Annotated in this window: 4 protein-coding genes and 1 pseudogene; all 5 read right to left on the bottom strand. The window is 66.1% G+C overall.

The window, feature by feature from the left end; all coding sequences use genetic code 11:
* Positions 1-278 (bottom strand): annotated as a pseudogene (locus QWB57_RS02940) (hypothetical protein); the annotation flags it as partial.
* A gap of 158 nt (positions 279-436) precedes the next feature.
* Positions 437-1,198 carry a hypothetical protein gene (locus QWB57_RS02935; RefSeq protein WP_223628100.1) on the bottom strand — a complete coding sequence of 254 codons (762 nt, stop codon included), beginning with the start codon at positions 1,196-1,198 and terminating at the stop codon, positions 437-439.
* On the bottom strand, positions 1,195-1,770 hold the full coding sequence (locus QWB57_RS02930) for a lipocalin family protein (RefSeq protein WP_223628102.1): 576 nt from the start codon (positions 1,768-1,770) through the stop codon (positions 1,195-1,197). Before QWB57_RS02930 ends, QWB57_RS02935 begins: the two co-directional genes overlap by 4 nt.
* 200 nt (positions 1,771-1,970) lie before the next feature.
* The gene (locus QWB57_RS02925; protein ID WP_288968267.1) at positions 1,971-3,386 is read right to left on the bottom strand and encodes a deoxyribodipyrimidine photo-lyase; all 1,416 of its coding nucleotides are present in this window, start codon (positions 3,384-3,386) and stop codon (positions 1,971-1,973) included.
* A 316-nt stretch (positions 3,387-3,702) separates the two neighbouring features.
* Positions 3,703-5,055, bottom strand: a 1,353-nt coding sequence (locus QWB57_RS02920) for an aminotransferase class V-fold PLP-dependent enzyme (protein ID WP_288968266.1), incomplete at its 5' end; no start/stop codon positions are given.

The following is a 5,055-nucleotide window of genomic DNA, read 5'->3' as shown; positions in this document are numbered from 1 at the left end:
AACAGCTCGCGCACGAACATCTTGGCCAGCCGGCGGCCGGTGTCGCGGGTGTTGTGGTCGTTGTCGACATCAATGACCAGTGCTCTCAGCATTTCTTCCGCCTTGGCCGCCACCTCGGATTCGATGGCGACCAACTCACCGTCTTCAATGAAATCGGCGATGTTGTCGTTGGCATGAAAGCGGGTGCCGGCACTGCGCAGGCGATCGCGGACGCGCTGCGACGCCGGCAGCAGCGCCAGGTGATGGATGGATGCGGGATCCCGCAAGGGCTGCGACATGGAGGGGCCTCGAAGGCTGGGGAAGGGGGACACTGGCTGGGCGCAGGCCATCTGCGGCAGTGCGGCATGGCAGTACTTACGCGGCAGCGACGGGGTTGGATGCAGTGGTGTGTTGACAGCGCATCGAGATCGGCCAGCAGCAGGCGCAGGCTGGTCATTCATCCCGTGCGGAGCTTGCGGCGTTCGCGCCAGCCCATGGCGCCTGCGACCAGTGCGGTCAGCGCCACCAGCACGGCCAGTACCAGCGCGACATTGGCGGCCATGTCGGCGCCGGGCAGATCGGACGCCTGCTGCCGGGCATGCACGCCCAGCAGGCCCCACACGGCCGCCAGCGCGTACCACGGGTTGCCGCGCAGCTTCACCACCACGGCCAGCAACAGGAGCCCGGCCAGCGCGAACAGCACCAGCGTCCACGGCAGCATCCGCTCGATCGACAGCAGCTCGAACGCGACCACCACCTGCGCCACGTTGAGGAACACCGCCAGCGAGACCCATCCGGCGTGCAGTGATAGCGGCAGCCATTGCCACCATGGGCCGCGCCGGTGTTGGCTTGTATGCGACGCCAGCCACGCTGCGCCCAGCAGGCAAGCCAGGCTGCCCCAGATGACCGCCAGCGCCAGCCAGAACCATTGCAGGGTGAATACCACCATCCACAGCGAGGTCAGCGCGAATCCGATTGCGGTGAGCACGCGGATGCGACGCAGGCGCGCGTCGGGCGCGCGCACGCCGGCCTGGGCAATGCCGAACACCCCATCCAGCAGGAAGATCGGCCCCCAGATAGCGAAGGCGTAGCCGGCCGCCACGATCAGCGTGGGGTAGCGATTGGAGATCTCGCCGTTGGTCGGGCCCAGCCATCCGCTGTTGGACAGCCAGCCCACCAGTGGCATCGCCAGCGCCAGCGCGAGGACCAGATACCTCATTTGCATGCCCCTTGGAACGTATCCTTGCCAACATCCGTCTCTGGCCAGTGTTGCGGCACACGTTCGATGCGGCTTGCGTCGTAGCCTAGTGCGCCAGCACGCACCAGCATCGCCTGATAGTCGCTTTCTGATACCGAGGGCGTGCGTGCCATGTACCAGAGGTAGTCGCGGGCATCCCGCACAATCATCACTTGGCTGTAGTCTTCTGCCAGCCAGCCCACTTTGTACTGGGCCTTGAACAGGCCGAAGAAGCGGATTTTCCATTCCGCATTGCCGGTGCCGGGCACGACCAACCCGGTGGATTGCAGCAATTTGACCGGCGCATTGGCCGCATCCGGCCGGTAGCGATACCAAGTGCAGACATTGCCCTTGCTATCCAACTGATAGGTTTCCACCGGATTGTGGTTGCCGCGTTCCAGCCGGGTGGGAAGGATGCCGATCACGTACCAGCGGCCCATGAAGCGCTGCAGGTCGACGTTCTGCACGGTCGGGATGGGGGGGCGGGCCTCGGCACAGCCGGTCAGCAAGAGCGTCAGCAGGAGGGGCAGGGCGGAGGCAACAAGGCTGCGCATGGCGGCAAGGCAATAGTTTGAGATGCGGCCTGTACGCAGTCCCGCCGGAATCGGATGCAGCAGGCCCGCGGCGGTGTGTATCCGATCGTGCGTACTGCGCGTATCAGCTTGCATTCGAAAGCGTGGGGCCAGTGATGCCGAGCGCGGCACCGATGCGGTCTTCGGTGGTGCTGTCCTCGGCGGTGGCGGCGCAGGTCTGATCAGTCCGCCAACGCGCTCCACGCCGCCAGCGCGGCATCGCGCGAGGCGCCCAGATCCACCATCGGGGCAGGGTAGCCCTTGCCGGCGAACACCGACGGGTGACGCCAGGCCTCATGGATCACCTTTGCCGGCAGCCCCGCCAATTCCGGCAGCCAGCGTTTGAGATAGACAGCCTCGGGATCGAACTTCGCCGCCTGCAGGTAGGGATTGAACACGCGGAAGTAGGGCGCCGCGTCGGCGCCGCAACCGGCCACCCACTGCCAGCCCAGCGTGTTGTTAGCCAGGTCGGCATCCACCAGCGTGTCCCAGAACCAGCCGGCGCCGTGCTGCCAGTGCTGGCGCAGGTTCTTGGTCAGGAAGCTGGCCACCACCATGCGCACGCGGTTGTGCATCCAGCCGGTGTGCCAGAGCTCGCGCATGCCGGCATCGACCAGCGGGATGCCGGTGCGGCCGCGCCGCCAGCGTTCCAGCAACATCTCGTCGGCGGCAGCCCAGCGGAAGCCATCGAAGCGCGGGTTGAAGTTGGCGTTGGGCGTGTGCGGGAAGTGGTACAGCAGGTGGTGGGCGAATTCGCGCCAGCCCAGCTCGCGCAGATAGGGTTCCAGGTCAGGGCGCCGACGCGCATCGGTGGCCGCTGCGCGGTCCTGCAGCATGCGCTGGATCTGGCGCGGGGTGATTTCGCCGAAATGCAGATGCGGCGACAGGCGCGAGGTGCCGTGGCGTGCCGGCAGGTCGCGGCCTTTCGCATAATCCGCCACGGCATCGTCGGCGAAGATTTCCAGCAGTTCGTGCGCACCGGCTTCACCGGGGGTCCAGCTGCTGGCCAGTCCCGCGTCCCAGCGGATCGTGGGTAGCAGCCCCAGCGCTGCGGTCGGCAGGCTGCCGGGCAGGCGCAGCCATTCCCGTGCGTGCGCCACTGGCAGCGGCTTCGGATCCGGCAGGCTGGCGCGCAGCTTGCGCCAGAACGGGGTGAACACCCGGTATGGCGGGCCCGCATCGGTGGCCAGCGTCCACGGCTCGCGCCAGAGGTGGCCGGCGTGGCTGTGCACGTCGAGGCCGTCTTCGTGCAGCGCCGCCTTCAGTGCAGTGTCGCTGGCGATGCCCGCCGGCTCGTAGCGGCGGTTCCAGTGGATGGCGATGGCGCCGGTGGCACGAATCAGAGCGCGCAGATGATCCAGGGTGTCGCCGGCCAACAGGTGCAGATCGCCGCCTTGCGCCGCCAGCTGGCCGTGCAGCGCTTCCAACCCGTGGTGCAGCCACCAGCGGCTGGCGGCACCGGGTGCCCATGGGGCTTGCTCATCGGGAGCATGGATGTAGGTCGGCAGGATCCGGTCATGCTTGGCGCACGCTGCGACCAGAGCAGGATTGTCTGCCAGCCGGAGGTCACGCCGGAATAGGACAATTGCGGTGGACACAGCGTTAACCGCCTCATGCAATACAACACAGGATCAGGGTACGAAGACTTGCCGATTTTGGATGCATCGTCATCACCCAGCGTCTGCCGGGATTGCCTTGCCCGGCTTGCAACGCACCCACCCGGATGCTCCGGGCAACCGCATCCGTGTGCACCGGATGCGGTTGCCGTCATGAGCAGGCTGGTGAAGCAGCATCGGCAGATCCCGATGGTTGCGATCACTGCAATCCGCAATTGCGCGTAGTCAATCGGGGAATGTCCTCACCGCATCACGCACAGTCTGTTCGGTACCATGACTGCTGCCCCCGAGCGTACTGTCAGTCTTTGTACGCATCCACCGGGATGCAAGCACACATCACGTTCTTGTCGCCGTGCACGTTGTCCACGCGCGCCACCGGCGGCCAGTACTTGACCTGCTTGAGCACCGGCAGCGGGAATGCGGCCAGCTCGCGCGGGTAGGCATGCGCCCACGCGCTGGCCGACACCTGCACTGCCGTGTGCGGAGCGTGCTTGAGCGGATTGTCGGTGCGGTCCAACTTGCCGTCGATCACGTCCTGGATCTCGGCACGAATCTGGATCATCGCGTCGATGAAGCGATCGAGTTCGTGCTTGGATTCGGACTCAGTGGGTTCCACCATCAATGTGCCGGCGACCGGGAAGCTCAGGGTCGGCGCGTGGAAGCCGAAGTCGATCAGGCGCTTGGCCACGTCTTCGGCGCTGATGCCGGAGAGCTTCTCCAGCGGGCGCAGGTCGAGGATGCACTCGTGTGCCACCAGGCCATTACGGCCGGTGTACAGGGTGGGGAAGTGCGGGGCCAGCCGCTTGGCGATGTAGTTGGCGTTGAGCATCGCCACCTGGGTCGCCTTGCGCAGGCCGTCGCGGCCCATCATCGCGATGTACATCCAGCTGATCGGCAGGATCGAAGCGCTGCCAAAGCTGGCGGCACTCACCATCGCGCCATTGCCAGTGCCTGCCGTGCGCACGCCATGTTCACCAAACGCCTTGGGCAGGAATGGTGCCAGATGCGCCTTCACCGCGCACGGGCCGACGCCGGGGCCGCCGCCGCCGTGCGGGATGCAGAAGGTCTTGTGCAGGTTGAGGTGGGAGACGTCCGAACCCCATTTGCCGGGCTTGGCCAGACCCACCAGCGCGTTCATGTTGGCGCCGTCGGTGTACACCTGGCCGCCATGCGCATGGATGATTTCGCAGATCTCCACCACGTCTTCTTCGAACACGCCGTGGGTGGACGGGTAGGTCATCATGATCGCGGCAAGGTTGGCCGAATGCTTTTCAGCTTGTGCGCGAATGTCGTTGACATCCACGTTGCCGTTGGCGTCGCACTTGGTGACGACCACCTTCATCCCGCACATGTTGGCGGATGCCGGGTTGGTGCCGTGCGCGGATTCCGGGATCAGGCAGATGTTGCGGTGGCCCTCGCCGCGCGACGCGTGGTAGGCGCGGATCGCCAGCAGGCCGGCGTACTCGCCCTGTGCGCCGGAGTTGGGCTGCAGGCTGACCGCGTCGTAGCCGGTGGCCTCCACCAGCATCGCTTCCAGGCCCGCGATGAGTTCCTGGTAGCCCTGCGCCTGCTCGGCCGGTACGAACGGATGCAGGTTGCCGAACTCCGGCCAGGTCACCGGGATCATCTCGGCGGTGGCGTTGAGCTTCAT

Origin of the sequence: uncultured Thermomonas sp., from assembly GCF_937872235.1 — a bacterium.
Taxonomy (GTDB): Bacteria; Pseudomonadota; Gammaproteobacteria; order Xanthomonadales; family Xanthomonadaceae; genus Thermomonas; species Thermomonas beijingensis.
The sequence above is the reverse complement of the archived record's forward strand: the minus strand, read 5'-3'. Positions and strand labels throughout refer to the sequence as shown.

Excerpts from the sequence above, each read along its gene's own strand:
- QWB57_RS02935 (WP_223628100.1), bottom strand. The coding sequence starts at position 1,198 with ATGAGGTATCTGGTCCTCGCGCTGGCGCTGGCGATGCCACTGGTGGGC.
- QWB57_RS02930 (WP_223628102.1), bottom strand. The coding sequence starts at position 1,770 with ATGCGCAGCCTTGTTGCCTCCGCCCTGCCCCTCCTGCTGACGCTCTTG.